The sequence below is a fragment of the Acetobacterium paludosum genome, from assembly GCF_008086595.1.
GTDB classification, from domain to species: Bacteria; Bacillota; Clostridia; order Eubacteriales; family Eubacteriaceae; genus Acetobacterium; species Acetobacterium paludosum.
The window spans coordinates 149,414-175,343 of sequence record NZ_RXYA01000003.1; the positions used below are offsets into that span (position 1 = coordinate 149,414).

A 25,930-nucleotide genomic window follows, 5' to 3' on the forward strand; every position below is an offset into this window, starting at 1 on the left:
GCTGGAAATCCCGTCGCTTTTTTCGATAATTATGGTTTAGTCACGCGTTCTGCCCAGACGGATATAGAACCTGGCGCACATAAGAAAGTGCCCATCCCTTTATTATTAATTAGTACTGTTTCTTCACGATTTTCTAAATAATCCGCATAAACTTTTCCAGCATGTTGCTTACCAATGTACATATCTTTTAAACCTTCATCGCCATTTGTTATCAAAACTGCCATGCCCGCAGAATGTTTTTCATCACCTTCTCGGGTCCAGCCAATGCAATTAGGATGATCCAAATAATCTTTTTGTTTTCCGTATGCATAGTTTATCCGTAAAGCTAACAATTTATCGATTATATCCGATTTGCCTTGAATCGGCTTTTCTCCGGCAATACCATAATAGTCCCCATAAAAAACACAGGGCAATCCACTTTCTCGTAATAAAATCATCCCATAAGCTAAAGGTTTGAACCAATCATCTACCCATGATTCCAAAGCTTGTGATGGTTGAGAATCATGATTGTCAACAAATGTTACTGTTTGGGCTGGGTTTTTCTCCATTAATGTATTATGGAACATTTTACTCATGTCGAAACTATTTCCGGATTTACTTGCCTTTGAAAAATTCATATGCAGAGAAACATCGAATAAATCCACATTCCAATCGGTCTCCTCGATATAATCTTCTAAGGTTTCATAATTTTTCTTCCAATATTCTCCTACTGTATAAAAATCATCACCCTTTTTTTCATGTATGTTTTTTATAAACTCATCGATAAATTCACCAGCAATATGTTTAACCGCATCCAGGCGAAAACCATCGACACCGGTTTCGTTAATATACCATTCACTCCAACGATTTACCTCTTCTTTTACATCCGGTTGGTCATAATCAACGTCGGCATACATCAAGTAATCATAGTTACCATTTTCAGTGTCGACTTCATCGTTGTCCGCCCAACCTTTATTAATTCCCTTAATCATATAGATGGCTTTTTTCCCATTTTCCTGATTAAAATCAGTTCCTGAAAAATGTGTCCAATTCCATTGAAATTTCGAATATTTCCCTTTTCTCCCGGGAAATGTGAATTTTGTCCAGCCTTCAATATCATAAGCATCCGAAACTTTTTTCTGACGATTATTTGGATCGACTTCATAGGCCGGAAACCGTTCAGATTCATCCGCTCCCGCTTTATGGTTTAACACAATATCGGCAATTGCTAATATGCCCTGATCATGTAAAGCTTTAATCGCGGCCAGATATTCTTTTTTTGTACCATATTTTGTACGCACCGCACCCTTTTGATCAAATTCACCTAAATCGTATAAGTCATAAACCCCATAACCAACATCATTAGTACCCGTTGCTTTTGTTGCTGGGGGCATCCAAACTAAACTAATTCCTATTTCTTTTAAATGCTGGGCATCAGCCTTCAAGCGTTGCCAATGTTTGCCATCAGCTGGTAAATTCCATTCGAAATATTGAATCATAACTCCATTTTTTTCCATTTAGAACACCTTTCATTCTTGATGAATTTATATATATATCCTCATACCGCAAATTCCCGATTTCATCATAATATTTTCCTAACTGTTCCATTCTATCCTAAACAACTTATAAAAAACACTCATATCACTTTTTTATGTGCCTATATTCTAATTTATGTTTGAGGCGCATGATATCGGGTATATTATTAAATATAGATGCAATGTTTTGATCAAACAAAGAAAGGGTGACAAGAATGTTTTGGATTATTGCAATCGTACTCTGTGTATTATGGCTTTTAGGGTTGATTACGTCTTATACATTTGGCGGATTAATTCATATTCTTCTCGTGATCGCTGTTATTCTAATTATTGTGAATCTTGTTCGGCGTAGATAGGATAAGTTCTCAGAAAAAACAAACTTTGACGGTCATGTCATTACAGATGCTTAGCTCTTATCTGTGATGGAAAAATTCAGCACAACAATTTATCTAGGTAGAGTTAGGCTAGATCCATACGTTAGTTGTTCGTTTTAGAACAAAAATAAATTATTGAAAGCAGGCTTTAATTATGTCAAATACAAAAAGTAAAATCGAGTCAACCAAAGATAAGCTCGTGGGCGGAGTGAAGGAGACAGTTGGAAAAGTTACCAACAATGAAGAGTTGGAATTAAAAGGTAAAATTCAGTCTAAAAAAGGCGAACTTGAGAAAAACGCAGCGGATATCGGTGATAAAGCAGATAAACTAAAAGAAGACGTCGCCGAAAATATAAATGACGCGATCGATAAACACAAGTAGTAGACAAAAGGGGCCGATATTGCATGATCATCTGCAACATTGGCCCCTTTTTCTATCATCCCATGTAAACTTCAATCTCATGATTTTCTTTATCATCCACCAGATTAATCACATTTCTGGTGGATATTATTCCGTCTACTGATATTTTTTTAACGCCTTTGTTAACCCCCTCCGGGTTTTTCACTTTAATGTCATAAATTGTTCCCAGATAGTTGTATTTCAGATTATATTCTTTCCACTTCCCGGGAATACAAGGATCCATGATAATGGTTTCCCCGTTTTTCTGGAATCCCAGAATGTACTCCAACCCCGCTCTGTACAACCAGCCGGCAGCTCCGGTATACCATGTCCAGCCACCCCTTCCGGTGTGAGGATAAGTCGAATAAACATCAGCTGCTAACACATAGGGTTCTACCTTATATCGGGAATAGTCCCTCAAGTTTGAGGTATGGTTAATCGGATTAATGAGTTCAAACAGTTCCCAGGCTTTGTCACCGTCACCCAGTTTTGCAAAGGCAATAATAGCCCAAGCCGCTGCGTGGGTATATTGTCCCCCATTTTCTCTGACCCCTGGGATATAACCCTTGATATACCCGGGTTCAAGATCTGATTTGTCAAATGGCGGAGTCAGCAGTTTGATCAACCCATCTTCTCTGCTGACAAGATAATTTTCCAAAGACCTCATCGCCTGAAATGACCGCTCAGTATTTCCTGCTCCTGAAATAACCGACCAGCTCTGGGCAATGGAATCAATCTTACACTCACTGTTTTGCACCGAACCCAATGGTTGTCCGTTGTCAAAATAGGCACGTCTGTACCAGTTTCCATCCCATGCGGTCTTCTCAATTGCTTCGATTATTTTTATTCTTACTTCAGCGTATTTTTCAGCGATTTCCGGATCCCCTATTTTTTCACACAGCGGTATAAATCCGTCAATAACAGCAACTAAAAACCAGCCCAGCCAGACGCTTTCCCCACGGCCTTTGTTTCCCACTGTATTCATCCCATCATTCCAATCTCCGGTTCCCATCAGGGGAAGACCGTGTTCTCCGAATTTCAGAGAAATCTCGATGGCTCTTAGACAGTGGTCATACAAGGTTGACTGAACGTTGAGCGGCATTGGAATTCCGCATTTTTCATCTTCAAATTCGGTTAACTCTGATTCTTCAATAAATGAAATTTCTTCCTTTAATATATCCCCATCCCCGGTAATCCGGATATATTCAGCGGTCACATAGGGCAGCCACAAACGATCGTCCGAAAAACGCGTTCGGGTCCCCAGTCCTTTTGGATCATGCCACCAATGCTGAACGTCTCCCTGAACATACTGATGACTTGCATGGAGGAGTATTTGAGAACGAGATATTTCCGGCCATAAATTGGCAACAGCCAAAGCATCCTGAAGCTGATCTCTAAAACCAAAGGCACCGCCAGATTGATAAAATCCTGATCGCCCCCATAATCTGCAGGAAATAACCTGATACTGAAGCCATCCATCCAGCATGAGATTCATGGAAACCGTTGGTGTATCCACCTGTATAATTTCCAGCTTGCTTTTCCAAAATCCGATAACCTCGTTCACTGAATCCTTTGTATTCTTGACCTCTAAATACTTTTTAGTTATTGTATTAACCGCTTCGCTATTATTCCCAACTCCCAATAAGAAAACAATGTCTTTTCTTTCATTCGGTTCAAGTGTGACCTTCACCTGAATGACCCCACAAGGGTCAAAACCCGTGCCTAAGGCACCAGTCAGCCGCTCATAAGATAAGCTCTCCGGACTGCTCATGTCACCGCCTCCGAAAAATTCTTTTCGATCACTGGTAACCGAACGCTCTCTTATTGAAACATCCATAAAACAGATTTGCTCTGGAAAATCCTCATTATAAGGATTTTCGATTAATAAAGCACCGGATTCATCCAATCTGGTTTTGATATGCATGGCCGTAAATTGATCACTTACACCCAATACCGGTCGGGTATAATAAGTCAGGGTCAAATGTCTCACCAGCTCTGAATCATTTTTTAAATTGATCAGAGTTATTTTCACGGATTCACTCACTGGCACATGCTGGGTCATTCGTTGCTTGATTCCATGACTGGTATGTTCAAATAAGGAATATCCAAAGCCGTGCCGGATAACATACACCTCGTCTTCCCGTATCGGCAAAGGCGTTACTGTCCAAAGTTCTCCGCTATCATCATCTCCGATATAGATCACTTCTCCCGGACTGTCTGATACGACATCGTTTGACCAGGGTGTGAGTTTGTTTTCATGGCTGTTTTTATACCAGGTATAGCCTGAACCCGACTCTGAAACCATAAATCCAAATTCAGGATTTGCGATCACATTCACCCAGGGCGCCGGAGTATTCTGACCCTTTTCCAATTGAATGACATACTCACTTCCATCTGACCCAAACCCGCCAATGCCATTGTCATATAACAGATTTTGCTTTTCGGGCTGAGACATCGGGAAATTGATGGGTTTACTCGAAAATACCTTCTTTTCCGGAAATTCCTGACGCTCCAGCGTCTTTGTCTGATTGACTGAATAATCGGTTATCTGATCTCTCATGATACCGGCCCCGCCTTTTAATATCACTCGGGCTACAGCATAAATCAGAGAGACATCTTTTTCATCCAATTTATTTTTTTCCAGGATAAAAACATCTTCACTGGTTTTTAAGATGTCATGGGTCTGGGTTGACAATACAATATCGGATATGAGGGTATATAATGGCAAAGAATAACTGTATTCCTCTTCGCTTATTATGACCAAATCCACTTTTAAATCCATTAAACGCCAATATTCATGGGCTTTTAAAACCTCATAAAGTATTTTAACCTGATCAATTTTGCTTAAATCTACAACCACAATCGGATTATCTCCGGAAATTCCATATTTCCATAAGGCCGATTGACCCTGGGTGTTTTTAAGGATCAACTCCTGACTCATTCTTTTTGCCGGACTGATAAAGACAATATCGGAAATCATATCCTGATAGAGTTCTGTTTCTTCTGCATCCAGATTGAGATATTTTGTTTCGACCTGACTCCGTGTCAATGCCAGCTTGAAAGCCCCTTCCACCGCACCGAAATTTCCATACTGGTCGATGAGATTAAGCAGGGATTCCTCACTTTCGCTAAAAGCTGTTATAAATGAGAATTGGGCGGTTTGGCCTGGTTCGATTTTAACTTTAAGCCGAATACTCATGACTGGATCAAGCACCGGTCCGGTTGTATTGGAAAGCGGTTTCTCCTGATTCATGACAACCGGATTCTTAACATTATTTCCCCTGCCGAGCATTTGCATCCGATCAGTTTCATACTGAATGTCACCCAGTATATTACCGTTAAGTAAAACCGCATTGGCCAACCACATACTTTTATCACTTTCTGATCGTGGCCGTCTGTTGGCAATGATGCATTTTTTATTCTGATTAAATTCAGTTTCTACAAAAAGATTGCTAAACGCCATATGGGCAATGTCCCCTGCCTGAGGTGCCATGACCACTTCAAAATAACTTGTCAATTCCAAAGTATATGCTTTTTCACCGGTATTCTTTAGGGTGACTCTGCGGATTTCGACATTATCGCTGGATGCAATAACAACCTCGGTTTTTGTTTCAATCGCCCCATCCATTCGCTTAAAAGTTGCTTTGTCAGCCGTGAAAACAACTTCATATTTATCAGGCATAACATTTATTGGCGAATAAGCCGCCGACCAAACCGCATTCGTATCGATATTGCGCAGATAGAAAAACATCCCATATTGATCCAGCGTGCTGTCTTCTCTCCAGCGTGTTACCGCAGCCATTTTACTTTTGCTGTATCCGGTGCCTCTATCTGTGATCATAATGGAATAATTTCCATTTGATAAGATATGTGTTTTTGGTAAAATTGGATCTGGTCGCGTGAACCGTCGTACTGAGCTTTCTTCTTTGTAAATCTTGCCTTTGTAAGGCACTATTTTTTCTTTGGTTCCTTTTGTAAAGATAAAATCTGACGAGACCTTTTCCTGAAGCAATAACCGGGCCGCATTGATTTCCGGATCCTCATGAAAACGGGTCTGCATAATATTGTTATTCATACAGTTATTCAGCGCCATTAAACTCATCCCCTGATGATGTGCCATGAAACTTTTTATAACAACACGTTTTGTTTCAAAGCCCAATCGTTCCGGAGTATAGTCAGCTGCTTCATAAAAACCATAAGTCCCTTCAAGACCTTCTTCCTTCAACCGTTTGATATTTTTGATGGCATCCTCAGGCTCAACCATCAGGGCCAGGAAGGTGGCATACGAAGCGGTAACCGCATCCTCAATCAATCCTCTTTTTAAGCCTAACCATGGGACACCAATAGCCTTGTATCGATAGTCATGATCCTTATCCATAACATTGTAGCCGGATTCCGAGGTTCCCCAGGGCATTGCTCTCTCATTCCCATATTTTTTCTGACTCTTAATCACAAATGAATAGGTTTCATCCAGCAACGTATTTTGATAACTTTTCATAATCAAAAGCGGCATCAGATATTCAAACATGGTTCCTGTCCAGGAAATCAGACCTTTGTAATGATCAACATTAGTTAAAGCCCGACCCAATTTAAACCAGTGGGAAGCTGGTATTTTTCCTTTTGCGATGCAAATATAACTGGTCTGACGTGACTCCGATGCCAGGAGATCATAGAATGAATTGGTCAGCTTTTTTTCTTCCAGATTAAAACCGATGCTGAATAATTCTTTCTTCTTGTCATACAAGGGTAAAAAATCCATTGCCTTTGAAAGTGCATCGATACGTTCAATCAACGCCATGTATCGGTTGATAAACTGTTGAATCGCAGAAACAGCCGTATTCAAAGTTTCCGCCAAATCGATAAGCCAGTTTATCGATTCAGAATGACTGTCCTGATTTGTTTTTCTAATAGCATCAGCCAATTTAGTTGCAATTTCTGCTGAATCTTTGTAAGTTTGGGGCAAATCATACAAATCTGCATTTTTCTTAAGCATGCTCAATAATTCTTCAATATTGGAACAAACGCCATCTTTTTCGCCATACTTGGATAAACCTTCCGGAATTTTTTCCAGCAGATCAATCCCCGGCATCCATTTTGTCATATCATTTTTAAACATGCTGATCATATCTTCAAGTTTTTTTTTCCAAACGCCTTCATCAAGATCCGCCAAATGCTCTTCCCTCGATAACGTATTAAGCGTCTGGTTCCAATCCATCAAATCCACTGATGGATTCCCTGTGCGTGTATCTATTGGAAGAATTTCATTATAGGCTGAATAGTCTTTCTTGCCAACACAGTGCAGCGTATCTCTGATTCCATTTGAAAATCGGGGATCAACAACAGGACTGTGAAGATAGTTTTTTAAGCCTTGCTTCAAGGTGATGAGATAGCCTAAAAAGTTCCCGCTATCCACCGTTGAAACATATGCAGGACGAAGCGGTTTTAAGGTCAGAGTATCATACCAGTTTAGCAAATGACCATTCCATTTTTCCAAAGTTTCAATGGTATCCACCGTTTTTTCAATCAAATCGATCATCTTAAAGGTCCCAATATAGCCAAAGTCTCTGGCGGTTAAAGTTGCCAACAGTCCCAGCCCGATATTCGTCGGGGATGTCCGCTGAGCAAGCCCTCTGGGAGGATCGGCCTGATAATTGTCAGGTATCAGATAGTGACTTCTCGCATTAGAAAAATCTTCAAAATAGCGCCAGGTTTTTCGTGTGATTCTTCCCAATTCATGGGTATCATCTTCTGAAATCTTGAAAGGTTTCTCTTGATGGTCTTTACTGATGAAATAGGCAATCAATGGTCCACTGACCCAAACGAGAAAAAAGGCCAGACTGAGTAGAATTGCTTCCGATTTAAAAATAAATGCAAACAGAACAACAAGTGGGGCTTGAAACAATGAAGCCTTCATGGTGGCTATATAACTGATCAAGGAATTTTTCTGAAATTTCTCAACATCATCAGCCGTCACCCATTCCAGCAGATTTTTCTTGGTAATAAAAACCCGTACCAGGGTGACCACAATGGCACTTGCCATCAGCCAAGCCTGATAAGGTAAAAAAAGCAGAGTCAGCAAGAACTGCATGAGGACAGCTTTAAGGCCAAACATTACCGGTGTATACCGTTTGATTCGGTCATTTCCAATCCGGGCCGAGAACAAGTATCCGATCACACCCATAATGAGAGGGAATGCCTGAGCCAGGAAAAAATAGGCAAGCCAGAAATAGATACTTCCAGGAAGAATGGTGAAACTTAAAAAGGCCAATAACATCAGGGCAGGTGAGACAAGACTTCTTCTTAAATTATCGAATATTTTCCACTTGGATAGTCGTGAAAGGGGATTAAATATCTTGCTATGACTGCGATCAAAAATTTTTCTGAATAAAATTGGTACCAGTTGCCAGTCACCTCGAACCCAACGGTGAAGTCTTGAAGAAAATGAATTATATTTTGATGGATAGGAATCGACCAATTTAAGATCTGTCACTAAACCAGTTCTCACATAAGACCCTTCCAAAAGATCATGACTCAGGATGGTATTATCTGGGATGGCATCCTTCATAATACTTTGGAATACGGTTAAATCATAAATTCCCTTACCCACAAAAATGCCTTCGCCGAAGAGATCCTGATAAACATCGGAAATAGCGGTAGCATAGGGATCGATGCCTTCCTGACCAGTGAAGATCCGTGAAAAGAGGGACCTGTTGGAGCTCTCATTCTCGACTTCAACTCTGGGCTGCATGAGTCCGTAACCCTCAACCACCACCCCTCTTTCCTTATCAATCACCGGTCTGTTTAAGGGGTGGGCCATGGTCGCAATCATTTTCTTTGCCATACCCATTGGGAGAATGGTGTCGCTATCCAGGGTAATGATATATTTAACATTGGAAAATGGGGGGTTTTTAGAAGATACATAGGAAAAGCTGGTATCGGTTGCCCCGAGAATGAGGTCATTGAATTCCATTAAGGCACCTCTTTTTCGCTCCCAGCCGATCCATTTGTCATTTTCTTTGCTGTATTGACTGTCCCGATGGAAAAAATAAAATTTATCCGTGCTCTCTTTGGCATATTTGTCGTTGAGTTCCTTTATTCCGGATAATGCGGTTTCAATGATCGCTTCGTCATCTTTCATGGCAGCTTCATCCGAATCTCTAAAGGCTCCAATGAGAGCAAAATATAAATGATCTTCTCGGTTCGACAAATAATGACTTTCCAATCCTGCCAGCAGTTCTTTGACCCGATTTTCGTCTGAAAGAAGTGTTGGTATCGCAACAATGGTACTCATGGTTTCGGGAATACCATCTTTTAATTGTAATCTTGGAAAAAAAGCAGGTTTTAGCGCATGGCAGACAATCCAATTTACCACATCCACTGCAATTTCAGATGCGGGAATCAACACTGCGATGATTGCTAAAATAGAAAACAAAACGACATGTGATGATGTGGTAAAATTTGAATAACGGACCGCTATAAAAACAAAAAGAAGAGTAATCAGATCCATGGAACCGATATAAAGGATTCCAGGATTTTTTTTGCCCATGCTCTCTGCTTTTGGGCTAAAACTATTAATCTTCTTTTCTCTGTTTTCCAGATTTTTAATACCGTTTCCGATTAAATAATACCCAACATGCCAGGTTCTTTGGATACTGGCGTCCACAGACTCGCTTTGATTGGATTTGATATAAGATTCCTTTGCAAATGCAATGGCCATCTTTGCCAAATAGAGTTCAGATACACCAAAACTCAGGGCAAGTTCTTCCACTTTTGTTCGGTAATGACTCCGTGTTGCAATATCCATGAGTGGATAGGTTCCATCCGGATCTTGTTTTAATATCTGCTCCACCATACTCACCGATTCAAACAGATCCGACCAATCCAGGGATGAGAAAAAACGAATACTGGTGATGGAATTGCCCATGGTAACCGTATTAACAGATTGAGTACTGTGTTCTTTTTTGGTGATCTCCTCTGTGGTTGTTCCCAGCTTATCGAGGTTCTCATCCATGTTTTGCAAAACTTCCACATAACTGCGACCGGATCGTCTCAATCGATAAAACAAATGCTCAACAAAGGACGGCTCCACTTCATCCAAGCTTTTCAGACTGTCTTGAAGCAGCTTTACTGTTTTCCTGGTATCGTATTCTTCATTTTCAATCCACTTTACAAATATTTTATCTGCTTTATGCCATTGGGTTTGGGTTTTTCTTATATCTTCACAAAGAACCCGTATGTTTTCAATGAGAGCAAGGGTAATCATCATTGGCAATGCAACAATTTCCCGATCAAAAAGAACACTGTGCGACTGATATGCTTTTAAATAATCGGATAGTATTTTTTCATCAATCTGACCATCTGTATGTGCAACAAGTTCAACAGCTACAGCAAATATACGGATTTGCCCCTTTAACAGCCCGGATTTCAAAACAGGTAACCTGATATAATCTGATTTTTTTAAATCACGCCTTAATCCTTTGACCTGTTTTTCAATAACATAGAAGTTGTCCAGTAACCATTCCGATGCCGGTGGTACCGCAAATTTCTTTTGAACATCTTCATTAAGTTCCTTGTACACGGTCATGATAAATTTGTAGTTGTCATTCATTCTTAAAATTGGCGATTTTAAAGATCTTTTTTTGACCGATACCGAATGCTCGAAGGCAATCTTTTTTGCATGATCTTCCAGTTCTTCACTTGAAAGAGAGGCGTCTCTCATATTTAATTTAGGTGTTTTTCCAGATTTTATCAAAAAAATCCATAAAAAAACCAGAGTACCGGCAAGCAGTACTCCACCCTCGATTAGCAAACGTAAATAAGCGTCCATTGCTTCACAAATCCTTTCGTGATTTAATGCCTATTCCAGAAAAGTGACTTCCGACACAAATATCTTTTTTCTTTGTAGGAAAATCTGTATATTCTTTATATACCTTTAATATCTTTTAATAACCTTAATCTAGAAATAAAAAAGCCAGATACTTTTCTATAACAAGTATCTGGCTTTTTCTATTTATATAAATGATTACACGGCTGCTTCCTTAACTTCTTCCAATTTATTTTGAGTGGTAAATATTTTACCTTCTCGATAACCTTGGGCATAAAAAGAATAGTGATCTTCATTGTTTTTCTCTTTATGGTGGACATGTTGCATTGGCTTGAGAATTTCTTTGACTTCCGGCGGAACCGTCATCACCAGACCCCATTCCTGGTGCTCAAAATCCTGAACCGTATAAGCATCATCCAAACCCTCGTAAAAACCTTTGCCATAAGTTTCACAGGCTTCATTAATAATGGCATTGGGCTTTTCATCCAGTTTCATAACCTTTTTTATCGCCTTCAGCTGGGAACGTATGCAATCGACCGCATAGGCAAATATACTGCTGCAGATCAGTGCATCTTCCTCATATCCATAAAATATAATGTAGTGCCGTTGAGCACCGGGAGGTGTAATCATATAGAAAACACAACAATTATTCTCAGCAATGACATCGGCCAGACCGGTCATCCAATGTTCTCTTCGAGTCGTATAATAAATATTGCTATCTATCTTAATTGGTTTTTCATTATATCTTAATAAATCCCGATCCGTTAATTTATATTCAACCATCAGCTTTTTTGCTTTTAAAATAGCATAATTTGCTTCATTGGCATTGGGACTTTTGCCAAGGGCTAACAGTTTTTTAATTCGATCTTTAATATTCGCTTCCATTTTTCTTCCTCGTTTTGAACTTTCTGTTTTTCGCCAAAAAACATCGACTGATATCCAAAAGCCTTTATTGTAGAATCAATCCTATTTTGATATCAGTTTACTTTATATTCCTTATTTTATTTGTAATCACTCAAACTGTCAAGAACGAAGATGAATTTTTTCACGAACCTTAATTATTTTAGGATTGGATTTTCGAATCGTCTTCACTTTAAGGTTTTGGCATTGTTTGATCTCCTTAAAATTTAATTTTAGATTTTAATTACATTGCTCTATTGATAATCGCATACATCCTATATATTTTTTATTAATATTGGGAAATAAATTTAAAAATATTAAGCTCGTTTTTTAGTCCAATTATTGAATTTGATCCTTTTCTTTGTTTTTCCAATATTTGCTTCCATCTGATAATCGACATAAAAATCCAGTTTCTATTAATCCGCGTCTTAATAAGATACAATCTCCGAAAGTATGCCAGGCATCAATTAGCTGATTAACCGACTTTTCTGAGTATTCCTGATCATCATCAAACTTTTCTGCCAGATATTCATATACCAGTAATTGCTTTGACTGTTTCGAAGGAATCTGCTTAATTTTCCCTTCTTCATTTAAAAATGGTTTGATCTTTTGCATCATTTTTCAACCTCTCTTTCTCTTTCAATCAAAAACATGGATGAAAGCACACGATAATCTAGCTTTACTTCCCTGTTATTATTGGTGGAATAATATATTGCCAAGCCATTAATGCTGGTCCAGAAAAAAATAGACAGCATTTTGGGATCCCCTGCTATGATGGTTCCTTCTTTTTGTCCCGCTTCCATTATTATTTCGATTACTTGATAGGGTATATTCCTTTTTTCTTGAATAAGATCCCGAGCCTCCTGAGGAATTGCTGTTGAATTACTTGCTTGGCTAATCAGCCGACATGTATCCAAAAACGTCCGACTATTTTCAATGGTATCAATAAGTCTTTCTAAAGCAAAGCGGATTTTTTCGCCTGGGTCGATCTCCATATCCCGGACCGAATAGGATGCCTCAATGGTTTTATCCAATGCATCATTTATGAGATCCACAAAAATCTCGTCTTTTGAAGCATAGTAATGATATAAAAGCCCCTGAGCGATACCTGCTTCCGCTGCAATATCCTGGATACGAGTGGCAAATAAGCCCTGTTTGACAAATTGTAAAAGTGCCGCATTTCGGATTTTTTCTTTGCGAGTTACCCTCATTTTTTCATTTTGTTCCTTCGTTCGTGCCATAACACCTCCAAAATGATATATTGAATTTTTATTCAATATATCATTTTGGACAATTATTGTCAACAAAATCATGATCTTAATCGCTCAACTTTCACAGCGGGAGTCAGGAAATTTAAAAAGGATTTAATAAAACATTTCTGTTTTATTAAATCCTTTTTTATAAACTGCGGTAACGACCTTCTCCGATTTTGAAATCAAACCCCTTTTCACCGTCACATAAAAAATTGAGTTCTTGCAAACGATTTTCGCTTCCCTTTTCAAAACGAAACAGTTGCTGCCCGATGATAAGCGTGGTCTCATTTTTTTGTGCAAATCCAAAAATATCCGCCCAATGTTTGGCTGTGATCTCAGGATTTTCAACCGCAAAAACGCCTTCATATAAAAATAACTGACCTAACGGATGTTGATTGATTAGCCCCTTGCCTTTCAACTGCCGGAATCGCTGTTCTTCTGTTATTTCCCAATCGATAATAAAAGGATACGATAGCCCGCCATAATCGCCATTGATCATCAACAGCTTCCAGGTGAGTCTTTCCCCATCAGGAGTCGTTCGATTACCAGCAAATATTTCTGATAAACTCAGGTTTTTTTTAACCAATTTATTTCTCAAGGCAACAATATCATGGGTTCTTAAACCAATTCTTCCGAAGGCTTCATGCTTTGGCAGAAATTTTCCGGCATCAGCAAAAATCAGGATGTCTTCAACTGGGTTTTTATTGACTATCTTATCATCAATTGACAAAAACTCGACGTAGGAAGCCCAAAAATAGCTGAGTGAATTGCAGGTGCCAAATCCTTCATGACTTCCACCCTGTTTGGCGATTAATCCATTTTTTTCAAAAACAGCATTAGCTTGTTGAAGATCATTTATATAATGGATGGTATGATCCCATAGCAATTCGCACATTTAAACAGCTCCCTTCAATACAGACCTTTCTGAAACAAAAAATTCTCCCTGTCACGTTTGCATTTTTCTTCGGCATCACACACATAAGCAGTCATGGCAATTCCTCCCATGGAACAGATATCCGCACATTTTCCACACCCGATGCAGTCTTCATAGTTCTTTAGAATTGGAATGGAAAAACCGTCGTGTTCTGTTTTTGCTTGGGTGGGGCAATATCTGGGGGAACTTCTAGTGGCGGTTCTTTCGATGCCCAATCACCCCACTCCGCCAACACTTGACCGACATTAATATCATGCCAGGTGTCACTTGCGGCGGCCCCAATATTAATCACTGTTGCCGGCCCCCTGAAAACCCAGGCACGGGAACCAATGGGATGCGCAATCGAAATCGCTGCATGAGGATTCTCATTAAGATTAACCTTTGTTTTTTGAGCAAACATATCAGCAATCAGAATATAGTCATCCAAATAGCTTGTCACAAACCGTTCAGCCACGATATTAGGCTTTCCATCAATACTACTGGTAGCCAAATGAACCACTGAGCCACCTTTGCCTACCACTTTCAAAGCATCTTTAATTTCATTCGTTAATAGTCCCATTATATTCCCTCTTTCTTGATTATGATCCAACCTTTACCAGGGTTTGTCCTAAATCCGAGTTGCGATGAAACAACTGGTTCACATCCAAATTGCGCTGTTCCATTTCATACTTTTCATATATGTTTTACATCATAAACAAAAATACTGCAATTGTCAATAGCAATTGCCTTGAAATCTCAAATTTTTGATTGTATTTTATAACAGCACTTCCGATATTGCTGAAAAAATCGGGCAAAGAATTTTATGTCAATTCAGTGAAATAAATGAACAGGAAAAAAGGCCTTATTTAGTCAGTGTTAGCCATGGTATCATAGATTCAAAAGATATTCAGGAAATTCAAATCGAAGAATTACTTCATGAAGCCGAGTGAAAAATGTAACAGGAGAAATAGTTTCAAAAAACAGGGTTTTCAGCAATTAAAGGGATAGTGTAAATAATTTTTAAATATCCTCCATACTCCGTGTTTCCAATATCTTCAACAGCTCTGTTGCCGACTCTCCATCCGTTGGATAAGTTGCATAAGCATGTTTGATGGTATAGTTTTTTATTGTTGGATCAGTTCGTTTGAGTTCTTCAAATTTACTCGTGATTTTTTCAATGATGATCTGCGAATTCTCGTGGTTGCAGAATGGGAAAAATCCAAGATGACTATGGATACTATGTTGAATGTATAAATCAGCATTCCAGAATAGCAATTTGATTTCTTGATAAATTTTTTTCGAATGTTCGACAAAATTAAGATTTGACTGTTTGGTGTTATCCTCTTCATTGTGTTTGAAGCTGATCTTCAGTAGTGTAAAACAGCTACTCCCTTTATTTGCCTTATAGAGCTCATTCTCCAAATAGGTCTTTAAACTGAATCTCAAAACAGTGGACTCGGTTAGGGTTTCAAAATTCAAGTGTTTAAATATTTTTTCCTTTAAATAAGTGTCTTCAAAGGGTTTTAAAATATAATCCGAGGCTCCTTCCAGCAAATATTGTGTGATGACTTCTTTTCGACTGACTGCCGTCAGTATCATAACCGGAATAGTCTCACTTTTGCTCTTTACCAGCTTGATTAAACTGATGCCATCCAAACTCCTGTCAGTATTAATTTCAACCTCAGAGATGATCAAATCTATCTTACCTTTATTTTCATCGAAGATACTAAGCAATTCCTGGCGGCTGAATGCCTCATAAATCACGATTCCCTGTTCTGATAAAATTCTTCTGATTCGGTTTTTTACAACCGTATTGGAATCCACTAATATCACTATCGGTAAATTTTTCACAATTAATTCCTCCTCATTCTAACATACCAAAATCTTCTTCATGTATTTTTAGTACTTTTATTCTATTATACAAATAGTTGCAATTAATTTCAATGGTTATGCAAATATTTCAACGATGTTTGTAAATTTTCTTAAGTTAAGTGCGTCCGGCACGGGAAAGCCATTCAGATATAACTGAGGTGAACCTTAAAACGACATATTTATTTTGGAATAGCGCAGACTCGACTCATATTAAAGATTTAAGAAGGGAATTAATTAAAAATTAAGGATGAAGGATGAGTACTATAGAAATTGGATTTATTGATGCTGGAAAAGTCGGTATCTCTCTGGAAAACTATATTGGTGATATGGCATATCAATTGCCATATCACCAATAAGTTAAGTGAGCCTGGTACGGGAAAAGCTACTCCTGATTATTTAAGCGCTTCGGCAATTGTATGGATAACCGTATCTTCTGAAAAAGGTTTTGTGATATAATTTTTAGCCCCGGCATCAAGCGCCTCAAGAATTGTACTGCCTTTGCCCAGTGCCGTCACCATCACTATTCTGGCCGTCGGATTAAGTTTTAAAATGTCCTTTAATCCGGTAATTCCATCCACCCTGGGCATGGTAATATCCATGGTAACCAGATCCGGTATTAATTCTTCATATTTTTGAAGTCCCTCAAAGCCATCACCAGCTTCTCCAATAATTTCATGCTTTGCAGCTTCCAGAATTATTCTCAATTTCTTCCGGGATACCGCCGAGTCATCCACAATTAATATTCTCGCCACAAGAAAAACCTCCTATTATCATATCTTCTATATAAACCACTAGCTCTTTAGTTTGTAATTTAGTTGCTTGCACGGGTTTCTGAAAAATCAGGATGTGCATCAGCAAAAATAAAATCGATCTGACCAAAACTTAAATGGCACGGGATGATATATAATTTTCCAGCCGGATTCACGATACCCGCCGCTTTTACTTCCGCCACTTGCAGATCAAGCTCGATGCCTTTATGGGCTAATTCAGATAAAAACAACCCATTATGGCAATTCAGAAATTCTCCCAATGAATCTTTAGCCAGGGCATCCAATTCTGCCAGCTCTTCTTCTGCATAGATCGCGGCAAACCGTGTCAGGACTGTTTCGGAAGCAGCGAAACCGCTGAAAAAAGGATACTTTCCTTCGATTCCCTGAGTCACCAGATAATCAAATGGATAAGACTCAACCGTTACAGCTGGTTCCATTCTGATCTCATCATCAATAAAACGGACTATATTTCTGAGAAAAAGTTCAAAGTACTCCCGCGGAATTCTATCCTGCTGAGCAGAGAGTGTTTTAAGAAAAATCTCTGCGATTTCTGTTATGTCATTATTTTTCAAAGCTTGTATTTCATCACTTGTCAATTGTGCATCTTCTCTATATTGGGCCAGAACTTTTTCATATTTTTCAAGGGAAAAGAACCCCTTATCAATGAGAATCTGCCCTAATAAACTATTTGATTTTTTCTGAGCATTTAACAGTTCATCCAGCTGATTTTCGGTGAGATATCCCTCTTCAATAGCTAACTCCCCAAATTTTCGATCCTTGGCAGCTTGAATTCGATGTATTTTGTTGACTTGTGCCGCATTCATGTAACCAGAATCAATAGCCAAAACGCCCAGTTTCACCTTGTCTGATTTTTGTTCCGCTAACACCATTCTGAGTTCTTCTGGTTTGATTAATTTTTTCTCCAAAAGATAATTGCCAAAGTACTGATTAAACATAAAAGCCTCCTTTGCGCGCGTCTTATTGTTCATATATGTTTATATTATATCATTTTTCAATTCTTGTCTAGCATGCCATGGGAATTTTTCGGAACCTGTGAACATTTTTAGCCACCAGAAGGAGAAAAGGTTTATAAACTTCATAACAAAACAGTGGCGCAATACAAATAGTGGAAGGACAACGATTAATTACCATTGGCCCATACACGTATATTGGCGTTGCCGCCTGGTTCTGATAAGCCATGGCTCACTATTAAAATAACATCCACACCTTAGTTCACTTTCTTCAAAACGACAACCTGAACATATCTATTGGTAGAATCTCTTACCGGTATAAAACCATACTCTTCAAAGTTAGCAGCTATCTCCTTAGGCGAACAAAACCTTCCAACCGTGCCCTTATGTTCAAGGATGCAATTAACTAATTTGCGCAGCATATGGGGGAAACGCACATCTGCAATATACAAGCAACCATTTGCTTTTAATGTCCGTGCCGCTTCCATCGCAAACTTTTTTTTATCTTCAAAATGATGATAAGCCATGCAGGTAGTCAGCACATCAAAAGACTTATCATCAAAGGGAATATGCTCACATCCTGCCAATTGAATATCCATTTCAGGACATTTCTTTTTAGCTTGGGCAATCATATTCACCTCCACATCAATTCCATAACCACCAATATTTGCTTTTTCACTGATTCTTTTAAGCACCGTTCCGGTACCGCACCCAACATCAAGGACATCAAAACCCGATTCCACCCCAACTTGTTCCAATAGTTCATCATAAAACTTTTGTGATAATTTTCCTTCAAAACCCTCATCATACTTTGAAGCTCGCCTATCAAATTTAACGTCTTTTTTTCTGCTATGCATCTATATCTCCTCCTAATTGACTTTTATCCTATTATTCAATACAATATGTATGTTTATGAACACTTTGTATCCTATTTATATTAATCACAATAGAAATCAATTACAAGAAACAACTATCGACAAGTGTTCATTACCGAACAAATCGATAAAACTGTTTTGAAAGGAAATTATATGGATCGAAGAATAGCAAGAACTAAAAAGGCAATCTATAGCGCATTTACTCAACTTTTATTAGAAAAAAAATATTATAAAATAACTATTCAGGAAATTATAGACCTTGCTAACATAGGACGCAGTACATTCTACTCCCATTTTGAAACTAAGGACGAACTTTTAAAAGCTATGTGTACCAATATATTTGAAGATATGCACTCCGGCAGCCAGTCTTTATCAGCTGCTGATCCGCATTCAATGATAACCAGCATTCTTTACCATATTAAAGAGAATAATAAAATTATCCAAGGTGTTTTTATGAGTGAAAGCAGCGAATTATTTATGCATTATTTCAAAGGATACTTCAATAGTCAAATCGAAGAATATCTCCTCGTTTTTTACGATGAATCAGCAACTGGTATTTCAAAAGATTTTCTAATTAATCATATTTCAGGTAGTTTTATTGAAATGATCAAATGGTGGGTCGCGGGAAATATGCAACAAACACCAGAAGAGCTTACAAAGTATTTTATATCTGTAATTTCTCCCGCTATCACGAGAAAAAATACTAATCTATAATTTATATCATTCCATCCTCTTTTAAATAAAGGACATCTTTTTAATCGAGGTAGAACACCCCATCATCATTATATTCGGTCTTCCCTGTTATGACAAATCCAAAGTGATTGTAGATCGTTCCTTCGTCGTCCCTATCAATCCAACGCGCATCAAGATCACGCTGCGACATCAGGCAGTGGCCGACGCAAGCAGGATCATTAAAATAAAACTGATAACCATCCGCTGTCTTTTTATAACCGACACAAATCACCCAGTGCCCATCGGCAAGATAAGTGTGATCCGTTGCAGTGGGATCGGTTGTGTTATATTTATCACTCCAAGCCTGAATACACATCATCACCGGATCGCCGGAATCAATCAATGAAACCAGTTCTTCAATAGAAATATTCTCTTTTTTCTCAACAGCAACCCCTTGTGCTTTAAAATAATCGTAAATCTGCTGAGGCGACGTGCCATTCTCTGGGGTCGTTCCTAGATTATCCTCATATGCTGAAAGATTTTTATCACCAATCTGGGGATAAAGATAATTCATCAACATCTGCACACACGTTGTGCCACAGGTGTAATCACCGTATTGACGCAAATTCGGGACATCAATAAATTTGTCGGCATCGGTCGTATATCCAATATAGACCGCACTTTCCGCCTTTGCTGATTTTTCTTCGGTTTGCATGCTGCAGGCCGCGAGTGTAAATACCATACAGAATGCCAGTAGCACTGCTAATTTCTTTTTCATCAATAATACCTCCTCACAATTTTCTTTTTTTGCTACTTCAGACTATTTTAAAATGAACGGCAACGCTAAAAGTGCCCCGATCAGAACAATAATAACGCCAATGGCAATTAAACTTTTTTTATTGCCAAAATTTAAAGTGTAGCCGATTCCAAATCGTTTTTCTACAAAAAGAGACGGGTCATTTTTATTGAAATACAAAAATCCACCAATCCAATGGCTGTCATCATCGATCATATTTTCCGGTTGATTACCGGTACCTTTCAGTCTGCTTCCGCCCTGACCTACTTTTATAGCAAGATAAGCGCAGATAACGAATATTGCAATTAAAAAGGCTAACGGTAAGACTGATATCAGTTTTTCACTTAATATGGTCATCATCGAAAACTGAACACAGGTTAACAGCAGCATTACCATCAATCCGATAGCAAATAAGGTCATGCTCATAACGCCCCGAAAGACATTGCTTTTCTGGAAATTCCCCTGACGCTTGGACATGCGTATGGCAACATTGATTGCCGCAAACAACATCCCGATTAAAAGCTGTATAACCGGCATGATGGCAACTGTTCCAATTGATTTTTGGGCATAGCGATCCACTTCTCCGGCAATGTTAAAATGCACGGGGATTTGCTCTGGCAAAGAGGGATATTTGAGCACCGTCGCCAAAACGGTGATTGCAATAATAGCAAGGTACACAAGATACCAGCGAATATTAATGGTTTTATCGGATTTTTGACTGATTTCTGTGACTGTCTTGGTTTCGATTTTCCAGTCACTTGCTTGTTTGATTGCCTTGATCTTTGAACGCATAAAAAAATACATTAACATACTGATAACAAGATACAAGAACATACCCTCAATCTGAATCCACATTGCCTTTTCTGCTGGTATCCAGCGATAACAAACAGCGCTTCCAATTCCAATAATCAAACCAGTCGCAAGACATCCGATGCTATAATCACGCCGTAATGCTTTAAACTGAGGATTGTCATATTCACTTTCGGGAATCGAAATACCAAAACAGATATTTTTCCGTACGAAATAGGGCGTAAAGGCCGTGGCAAACACGACAAGAACCCAGGATAACCCCATCACTCCTGTGATTAAATTCAAACTGTTATTCATGATCGTTTCCTCCTTGTGCCCGATGGCGGTGCCAACGGCGATAGCTGAATCTGCTTCGCGAGGCCGTGGGCGCTCGCGAGATCGCTGTCGCTGCCGACCAAAACGCGGCCAATCACAAGCACCGAATTATTTGGTGAAGAAATCTTTGTCGTTTCCTGCTGAACGGCCCCCTTCCAGCCGGGACCGCTGATGAGGTAGTCGCCAGCCTCGGATCCCGTGGTACGTTTGCCGACGTAGGCAAAGTTGATATTTTTCGACGGATCGGTGAACTGCACACTGTAATAGCGACCGGCCGTATCCGGCACATGCAATATTTGCGGCCCTTTACGGAGGTCTAACCATCCGATGGTAATGAGCGTGTCACGATTCACGCCAGTCGTCATTAAGGGTGAGCTTGATGCGTGGAGCGGGTCTGCAAATGACGCTTGCGGTTGCGTATAAAGCGTATTGATTGGGATTGGGCCGTCGCCAAACCCTTTAACGAGAATCGCCCGCTTGAATACGATTAAAAGCATGCGCGGTAAAAAGTAGATGACAATGAACCATGCTGCGACCATGAACGAACCAAAAATCAGTAAATGCTCGCATCTCACCTGTTCCATCATTTCACCTCCACAACCGGCGGCACGTTGTATTGTCCACCTAGAATTGCCTCATCGGGCATATATACGCGTAACCAGAGAATAAATTTGCCCGGGGGCGCGGGTAACCAGTTGGCTTCATAACCTGCCGGAGCGGTTTTTTGAATGTAAATGTCGACAGAGCCGTCGGCGTTTGGCACCAGTCCTGACCGATCAGAGACGCTGTATCGATTGATTGAATTCGCCACAAAGCGATTCTTCGCATCGCCCATCGTCAGTGACCAGAACGCATGATTCGGCGGGAGTCCCCCTTCCGGAAAGCACATGATGTATTCGTGTTCTCCGGAGAGATCATGCTTCGCGCCATCTACGGATGTGGTCCAGTACATCGCCTCTTGCGGAGTGTTTATTGGGCCGGGAAAGGCTAGCGCACACGCGGCTCGCAGCAACATACCATTGCCGGGCACGCCGCAGCCAACCATCGTACTCCACCCGTTGACCTTTGTGGATTTGATCTTCGCGGTAATATAGGCCGTGGCAATCGCCAGCCCAAAGCCGACGAGAAGGCCTTGAATCACGTCCGTTCTCACCAGTCTTGTTTGAACAAAAAAGACCGATTTGATCATGACATAACTGCAAATCACACCGCTGATGATCACCAGATAATTATATGCTTTTTTGGTCATTTAATGATTCCCTCCCAACATTGAACTATATTTTAATCTTAACATAATAATTCGCCTACCCCAAAATGTTTTTTCTAAATACCAACTATAGAAGGGTTTGTTGTAAGATAAAAATGTAGAAAGGGCAAAAAGCAACCATTTGACACAGAGCCTTTAATGGTCCCAAAATCAACCACGAAAAAACCTGCTACTTTATGACGTAACAGGTTTCTATCTAACATCCATTGATGCGCAGTTCTTGGTGACGTAGAAGGTCATCCACAACTCAGCTTTTCGAAATCAACATTGTCATGAAATACTGATTTATCTATTCAACTTGAATCATTTCATCTTCATTGCAAATTCGTGCATCGTCGATAAAGGTCTCTTTTTTTTTCGTTTTTTATTTTGCTGCTCCAATTTGACCGGCTCGGAAGGCCTTGCTGTATTTTTGGCAATGTTTGTCTTTTCCCAGCAGGGCATAAGTGGCAAAAATAGTCCCCATCATGTCGCGATTGAGTGGATCCATGACGGCTGAATCCATCCCTGCCTGAATAGCAAATGCCATCGCAGTTTTATTCAAAAGTACACGAACAGGAAGTCCAAAGGACATGTTGCTGATGGCACCGGTTACATGAATCGTTGGGTATAATTCCTTAATCATAGCTATCTCCTGAGCAAAATTCAACATCGAGTTGTTCTCAGTTGACAGCGCCATGACGCAAGGGTCGATGTGAATCCGATCGACGGTGATGCCATATTGGGCTGCTTTTTCAACCATGCTTTTTGTGATCTCTATTTTTGTCTGAACATCATTTGGAATGCCATTATTGTCGCAGGTGAGCCCTACCACTTCCCAGGTATTTCCTTCCATAAGCGGCAGCAATATCTCGCATTTATCCCCTTCTTCGGAAATGGAATTCAGCATCCCCGGTTGATTTGCATATTTAAATACGGCTTCAATTGCTCTTGGGTTGGGACTGTCTATGCAAAGCGGTGTTGCCGTAGCATCCTGAACCACTTCAATAAGCCATTTAAGGGTTTCAATTTCATCTTCTGGGGATGTACTGGCGCAGACATCGATAAAATTAGCTCCTGTCTCTGCCTGTTTTACTGCGCGATCGGCAATAAACGCAGCGTCTCTTTTTTCAATGGCTTCTTTCACCGCTGGTATGCTGCCATTGATCTTCTCTCCAATTATAATCATAATTACTCCTTGTTATATATTTTTAATTCATCACTTATCAAAATATCTCAACTCAAATTTATGCTGCTCTCATTTAAAAAAATGTTCTTAACCGTATCTCTTTTTGCCGAGTCTATTATTAATTTAAATAACTGGTTATACCCATTCCTGACAGATTTTTACACCTTCGGCAGCGTTGGTTGTAAATCGATCGGCGCCAACATATTGACAGGCTTCTGTGGTGACAGGATTTCCGCCAATAATAATTTTGGCATCAATACCCGCAGCTTTAATCGCAGCTACCGTTTCTTTCATGGAGTCAATCGCAAGTGTTAACACGCCACTCATTCCAACGATCTTCGGATTACATTCTTGCGCTTTTTTAATAAACGTTTCAGGGGCAACATCAATCCCTAAATCGATCACTTCGAAACCAGCTGCTTCTGACATGCTTTTGAAAATATTTTTCCCAATATCATGTAAATCGCCATGAACAGTGCCCAGCAAAATGGTTCCTGCCACCACATTTTCCTGATTTCCTAATACCGGTTTCAAAACATTGATTGCTTCGGTTAACAATTCGCCGGCAAAAATTAGATCACCAACAAAATATTCACCTTTTTCAAATAGATCCCCCACGATTGCCATGCCATCCTGACATGCTACTACCGCTACTTGAGCTTCTGCTTCTGAAGGTTTAGTTTCTACAAATCCGTTGAGCAGATCCATTACATCTTCTTCTTCTAAATCTCCAACAGCTTGAGTTAATACTTTTAAATCCAACATTTTTTTACCATCCTTTTTATAAATTTTCGTTTTTCTATAATAAACACAAATATGTAACATATATGTATATGTATGCATTCGTCTTATTAATCTTATCAAATTTTTGTTAACAAAACTTTTTCAGAATAATCTTTGAAAGGCAAACTTTTTTTATGTACAGTGATTTCATCCAAAATATCGTATGCAGCTAACACTTTTACTTAATTTATTTCCCGCGCTGCTTTGTTCTTTACAAGGTTTCGCAATAGTAACCCAGCAGATATAAAACCGATAGTGGTGACAATGCTCATATAAATAAAGATATGCTGATAGCCACCAATACCGGGGTATGCATCCATCCAACCGCCAAAAAGGGTATAAACATAAGATTCTGGTAAAAATCCAATCAGTGAAACGAAACCCATCGCAGTGCCACTAATAGCCAGGGGAATATTTAATTCATCAATCACAGCAAAATAAATACCACGGATCATAAATAATGACAGGCCGGCAGCAAGCATGAAGACAATAAATATTGTCAGGTAGGCTGGATCAGCCGGAATAAGCATAAAACTGCTGAAGCAGATTATCGGCACAATAGCTATGAAAAAGATAACCTTGATATTCGAACCGATCTTATCTGCAATAAAACCACTCAGTAAGCCTCCCAGAACTGCCATCCCATAGATTCGAATCAGCCCAAGAAAAACAACCGTAGAGGCTGAAAGTCCAAAAAACTCTGTTAAGTAAGGGGTTATATAAGAATAGGAAGCATAAATGGAAGCGGCTGAAAAGACAACGAGGCCAAGTAACCAAAGATTTGGCATTTTAATAACTTTGCTAAGGGCTCTGACAGAGGCGCCGGTTTTTTCTTCGGGGTTATCTGTCTGTTTATTATCTTCAAGACCGAACCAGGCAAATACGCCGCCGAGGATTGCTAAAAGAGCATAGCCAATAATAACCCATCTGAGAGAAAGGTAAGTGGCGCCAGTGGTGTTAAAAACAAATAAAATAATCATGCCATATAGAACGGGCATTAAACCAGTGCCGCTTTCGCGCATTCCAAAGAGACGGCCTTGTTCACTGCTATCACCAAGTTGTCGGGTAGCTTTAAGCATGGCAGCCCAAAATGTGACAGAAGAGAGAATACCATAAAGGACATAAATGATTACTACAAATGGAAAAGCGGGAAAAGTGGATAAGAAAAAGCCAAGAGCACCCACACCAATGAGCGAAAAGGCAATAAGTCTTCTTGCCGATATTTTATCCGCAAGGTAGCCGCCAGGAAAATAACCGATCATGGAAACAAACCCAAAAACACTCATCAATAAACCCATCTGTGTGTTTGTAATATTCAGGGCTTGAAGCATCAAATCATAGTAAGTGTAGCTGAGATAAGGGAGTTCATAGATGGTACTTGCGGCTAAAACAATAGCAAAAAGAGCAACATATTTTTTGATTTTAGATTGTTTGTTGGTCATAATAAACCTCC

At 39.5% G+C, this 25,930-nt stretch carries 22 protein-coding genes; 3 read left to right on the forward strand and 19 right to left on the reverse strand.

What is annotated here, in order from left to right; genetic code table 11:
* Positions 1-29: 29 nt before the first annotated feature.
* Positions 30-1,496 carry an alpha-amylase gene (locus tag FZC41_RS04305; protein ID WP_148566163.1) on the reverse strand — a complete coding sequence of 489 codons (1,467 nt, stop codon included), beginning with the start codon at positions 1,494-1,496 and terminating at the stop codon, positions 30-32.
* Between the two features lie 233 nt (positions 1,497-1,729).
* Between FZC41_RS04305 and FZC41_RS04310 the strand changes: the two genes are divergently transcribed.
* Positions 1,730-1,870 carry a lmo0937 family membrane protein gene (locus FZC41_RS04310; protein ID WP_148566164.1) on the forward strand — a complete coding sequence of 47 codons (141 nt, stop codon included), beginning with the start codon at positions 1,730-1,732 and terminating at the stop codon, positions 1,868-1,870.
* 172 nt (positions 1,871-2,042) lie between these two features.
* Positions 2,043-2,270, forward strand: coding sequence for a CsbD family protein (locus FZC41_RS04315; RefSeq protein WP_148566165.1), 228 nt, complete (start codon positions 2,043-2,045; stop codon positions 2,268-2,270).
* 55 nt (positions 2,271-2,325) lie between these two features.
* On the opposite strand, the gene FZC41_RS04320 is transcribed toward FZC41_RS04315, so the two are convergent.
* The 11 genes from FZC41_RS04320 to FZC41_RS04370 all read right to left on the reverse strand — a co-directional run bounded on the left by FZC41_RS04320 (position 2,326) and on the right by FZC41_RS04370 (position 18,648).
* The gene (locus FZC41_RS04320) at positions 2,326-11,115 is read right to left on the reverse strand and encodes a GH36-type glycosyl hydrolase domain-containing protein (RefSeq protein WP_148566166.1); all 8,790 of its coding nucleotides are present in this window, start codon (positions 11,113-11,115) and stop codon (positions 2,326-2,328) included.
* 195 nt (positions 11,116-11,310) lie between these two features.
* Positions 11,311-11,997, reverse strand: a complete 687-nt coding sequence (locus FZC41_RS04325) for a DUF2786 domain-containing protein (protein ID WP_148566167.1) — start codon at positions 11,995-11,997, stop codon at positions 11,311-11,313.
* A gap of 354 nt (positions 11,998-12,351) precedes the next feature.
* Entirely contained in the window at positions 12,352-12,630 is a 279-nt protein-coding gene (locus FZC41_RS04330; protein WP_186855147.1) for a DUF2087 domain-containing protein, read from the reverse strand.
* Positions 12,627-13,253 carry a TetR/AcrR family transcriptional regulator gene (locus FZC41_RS04335; protein WP_170253840.1) on the reverse strand — a complete coding sequence of 209 codons (627 nt, stop codon included), beginning with the start codon at positions 13,251-13,253 and terminating at the stop codon, positions 12,627-12,629. The genes FZC41_RS04330 and FZC41_RS04335 overlap by 4 nt, the downstream gene beginning before the upstream one ends.
* Positions 13,254-13,410: 157 nt before the next feature.
* Entirely contained in the window at positions 13,411-14,160 is a 750-nt protein-coding gene (locus FZC41_RS04340; protein WP_148566169.1) for a VOC family protein, read from the reverse strand.
* Positions 14,161-14,174: 14 nt separating this feature from the next.
* Complete coding sequence (locus tag FZC41_RS17860) at positions 14,175-14,414, reverse strand: 4Fe-4S binding protein (RefSeq protein ID WP_148566170.1); 240 nt, start codon at positions 14,412-14,414, stop codon at positions 14,175-14,177.
* Positions 14,321-14,758: a pyridoxamine 5'-phosphate oxidase family protein gene (locus FZC41_RS04350; RefSeq protein ID WP_148566171.1), complete on the reverse strand. Its 438-nt coding sequence runs from the start codon at positions 14,756-14,758 to the stop codon at positions 14,321-14,323. Before FZC41_RS04350 ends, FZC41_RS17860 begins: the two co-directional genes overlap by 94 nt.
* Positions 14,759-15,198: 440 nt before the next feature.
* Entirely contained in the window at positions 15,199-16,029 is an 831-nt protein-coding gene (locus tag FZC41_RS04355; protein ID WP_170253842.1) for a response regulator, read from the reverse strand.
* A 413-nt stretch (positions 16,030-16,442) separates the two neighbouring features.
* Positions 16,443-16,802, reverse strand: a complete 360-nt coding sequence (locus FZC41_RS04360) for a response regulator (RefSeq protein ID WP_148566173.1) — start codon at positions 16,800-16,802, stop codon at positions 16,443-16,445.
* 59 nt (positions 16,803-16,861) lie between these two features.
* Positions 16,862-17,776 (reverse strand): cyclic di-GMP-binding domain-containing protein, MshE-related, encoded by a 915-nt coding sequence (locus FZC41_RS04365; RefSeq protein WP_148566174.1) that lies wholly within the window; start codon positions 17,774-17,776, stop codon positions 16,862-16,864.
* 272 nt (positions 17,777-18,048) lie between these two features.
* Complete coding sequence (locus tag FZC41_RS04370) at positions 18,049-18,648, reverse strand: class I SAM-dependent methyltransferase (protein ID WP_148566175.1); 600 nt, start codon at positions 18,646-18,648, stop codon at positions 18,049-18,051.
* 171 nt (positions 18,649-18,819) lie between these two features.
* On the opposite strand from FZC41_RS04370, the gene FZC41_RS04375 reads away from it, so the two are divergent.
* Positions 18,820-19,380 (forward strand): TetR/AcrR family transcriptional regulator, encoded by a 561-nt coding sequence (locus tag FZC41_RS04375; RefSeq protein ID WP_148566176.1) that lies wholly within the window; start codon positions 18,820-18,822, stop codon positions 19,378-19,380.
* 40 nt (positions 19,381-19,420) lie between these two features.
* Here FZC41_RS04375 and FZC41_RS04380 read toward each other — a convergent pair whose 3' ends face one another.
* The 7 genes from FZC41_RS04380 to FZC41_RS04410 all read right to left on the reverse strand — a co-directional run bounded on the left by FZC41_RS04380 (position 19,421) and on the right by FZC41_RS04410 (position 25,919).
* Positions 19,421-20,116, reverse strand: a complete 696-nt coding sequence (locus FZC41_RS04380; protein WP_148566177.1) for a C39 family peptidase — start codon at positions 20,114-20,116, stop codon at positions 19,421-19,423.
* Between the two features lie 42 nt (positions 20,117-20,158).
* On the reverse strand, positions 20,159-21,241 hold the full coding sequence (locus FZC41_RS04385; RefSeq protein ID WP_148566178.1) for a DUF1648 domain-containing protein: 1,083 nt from the start codon (positions 21,239-21,241) through the stop codon (positions 20,159-20,161).
* Positions 21,238-21,846, reverse strand: coding sequence for a DUF1254 domain-containing protein (locus tag FZC41_RS04390; RefSeq protein WP_243136650.1), 609 nt, complete (start codon positions 21,844-21,846; stop codon positions 21,238-21,240). Before FZC41_RS04390 ends, FZC41_RS04385 begins: the two co-directional genes overlap by 4 nt.
* On the reverse strand, positions 21,843-22,508 hold the full coding sequence (locus FZC41_RS04395) for a DUF1214 domain-containing protein (protein ID WP_148566179.1): 666 nt from the start codon (positions 22,506-22,508) through the stop codon (positions 21,843-21,845). The genes FZC41_RS04390 and FZC41_RS04395 overlap by 4 nt, the downstream gene beginning before the upstream one ends.
* A 382-nt stretch (positions 22,509-22,890) precedes the next feature.
* Positions 22,891-23,694: a methyltetrahydrofolate cobalamin methyltransferase gene (locus FZC41_RS04400; RefSeq protein ID WP_148566180.1), complete on the reverse strand. Its 804-nt coding sequence runs from the start codon at positions 23,692-23,694 to the stop codon at positions 22,891-22,893.
* 135 nt (positions 23,695-23,829) lie between these two features.
* The gene (locus FZC41_RS04405; RefSeq protein ID WP_148566181.1) at positions 23,830-24,459 is read right to left on the reverse strand and encodes a cobalamin B12-binding domain-containing protein; all 630 of its coding nucleotides are present in this window, start codon (positions 24,457-24,459) and stop codon (positions 23,830-23,832) included.
* Positions 24,460-24,659: 200 nt separating this feature from the next.
* Positions 24,660-25,919 carry an MFS transporter gene (locus tag FZC41_RS04410; RefSeq protein ID WP_148566182.1) on the reverse strand — a complete coding sequence of 420 codons (1,260 nt, stop codon included), beginning with the start codon at positions 25,917-25,919 and terminating at the stop codon, positions 24,660-24,662.
* Between the last annotated feature and the right edge of the window lie 11 nt (positions 25,920-25,930).